The following is a 1,930-nucleotide window of genomic DNA, read 5'->3' on the forward strand; positions in this document are numbered from 1 at the left end:
CGCCTGGCCCTCACGGTGCCGCTGGCCGTGCTGGCCATGGCCCTGACCGTCGTCATCGCCCTGCTCGTGGGCGTGACGGCCGCCGCGCGCCACAACAAGCTGGGCGACGTGGGCCTCATGGGCATGGCCCAGGTCGGCATCGCCATTCCCAACTTCTGGTTCGCCATTCTGCTGATCCTGGTGTTCTCGGTGCAGCTGCAGTGGTTCTCCGCCGGCGGCTTCGAGGGCTGGGGCGAAGGCATCTTCGCGGGGCTGAAGTCGCTGCTCTTGCCCGCCCTGTCGCTGGCGGTAGTGCAGGCGGCGATCCTGGCGCGCATCACCCGCTCGGCCGTGCTCGAAGTGATGCGCGAAGATTTTGTGCGCACCGCGCGCGCCAAGGGCGTGTCGCAGCGCATGGTGCTGTGGACCCACGTGCTGCGCAACGCGATGATCCCCGTCATCACGGTGATGGGCATGCAGTTCTCCGAGCTGCTGGCCGGCACCATCGTGGTGGAGAACGTGTTCTACCTGCCGGGGCTGGGCCGGCTGATCTTCCAGGCCATCAGCAACCGCGACCTGATCGTGGTGCGCAACTGCGTGATGCTGCTGGCAGCCATGGTCGTCATCGTGAACTTCGTGGTCGACGTGCTGTACGCCGTGATCGACCCGCGCATCAAGGCGAGCGACATATGAGCGCCCCCCTCTCTCCTTCTCTGTCTTCTCCGCCTTCTTCGGTGCCCACCTCCTCCGCGCCCCCCGCGCCCGGCTTCTGGCGCCGCGCCGTGCACCACCGCAGCTTCGTCATCGGCGGCGTGCTCGCCCTGCTGTTGCTGCTGGCCGCCCTGGTCTCCTTCGTCTGGACGCCCTGGTCGCCCTACGCGATGGACATGGCCAACAAGATGCAGGGCCCCTCGGCCACGCACTGGCTGGGCACCGACGCCTTCGGGCGCGACGTGGCCTCGCTGCTGCTGGTGGGCGCGCGTGCCTCCATCCTCGTGGGCCTGATCGCCGTGGGCATCGGCCTGGTGGTGGGCACGGCCCTGGGCCTGCTGGCCGCCGCCCGGCGCGGCTGGGTGGAAGAAGCCATCATGCGCTTTGCCGACTTCTCGCTGGCCTTCCCCGCGATCCTCTCGGCCATCATGATGACGGCCGTGTTCGGCGCGGGCATCGTCAACGCGATCATCGCCATCGGCATCTACAACATCCCGACGTTCGCACGCATCACGCGTGCCTCGGCCAACGCGATCTGGTCGCGCGAGTACGTGGCCGCCGCACGCGCCTGCGGCAAGGGATCGTTCGCGATCACGATGCAGCATGTGCTGCCCAACATCTCGGCGGTGCTGATCGTTCAGATCACGATCCGCTTCGCGATCGCGATCCTGGCCGAGGCCGCGCTGTCGTACCTGGGCCTGGGCACGCAGCCGCCGCAGCCTTCGTGGGGCCGCATGCTCAGCGAGGCGCAGACCCTCATGTTCCAGCAGCCGCTGCTGGCGGTCTTCCCGGGCATGGCGATCGCCTTCGCGGTGCTGGGGCTGAACCTGCTGGGTGATGGTCTGCGCGACCTGCTCGATCCGCGCCTGGCGCGCGCAAGGTAAGAAAGCCGCACGCCATGCCCCTTCTCGAAGTCAACGACCTGCACATCGGCCTGCAGACCCAGCGCGGGCCGGCCGAGGCCGTGCGCGGCATTTCCTTCTCGCTGGAGCGCGGCCAGACGCTGGGCATCGTGGGCGAGTCGGGCTGCGGCAAGTCGATCACGGTGATGTCGCTCATGGGGCTGCTGCCGGCCACGGCCAAGGTCACGGGCAGCATCAGGCTGGACGGCCAGGAGCTCGTGGGCCTGCCGGAGAAGCAGATGTGCCAGATCCGCGGCAACCGCATCGGCATGATCTTCCAGGAGCCGATGACAGCGCTGAACCCGGTGCACACGATCGCGCGCCAGGTGGGCGAGCCG

Annotated in this window: 3 protein-coding genes; all 3 read left to right on the plus strand. The window is 68.4% G+C overall.

All coding sequences use genetic code 11. The annotated features are described in order from the left end of the window. A partial coding sequence (locus D3H34_RS32175; RefSeq protein WP_147400566.1) for an ABC transporter permease occupies window positions 1-672 on the plus strand: 672 nt, incomplete at its 5' end. Next, window positions 669-1,574, plus strand: a complete 906-nt coding sequence (locus D3H34_RS32180; RefSeq protein WP_119558815.1) for an ABC transporter permease — start codon at window positions 669-671, stop codon at window positions 1,572-1,574. The genes D3H34_RS32175 and D3H34_RS32180, both read left to right, overlap by 4 nt. Window positions 1,575-1,588: 14 nt before the next feature. Then, the coding region (locus tag D3H34_RS32185) for an ATP-binding cassette domain-containing protein (RefSeq protein WP_147400567.1) at window positions 1,589-1,930 on the plus strand (342 nt) is incomplete at its 3' end.

It is taken from the genome of Acidovorax cavernicola (genome assembly GCF_003581445.1).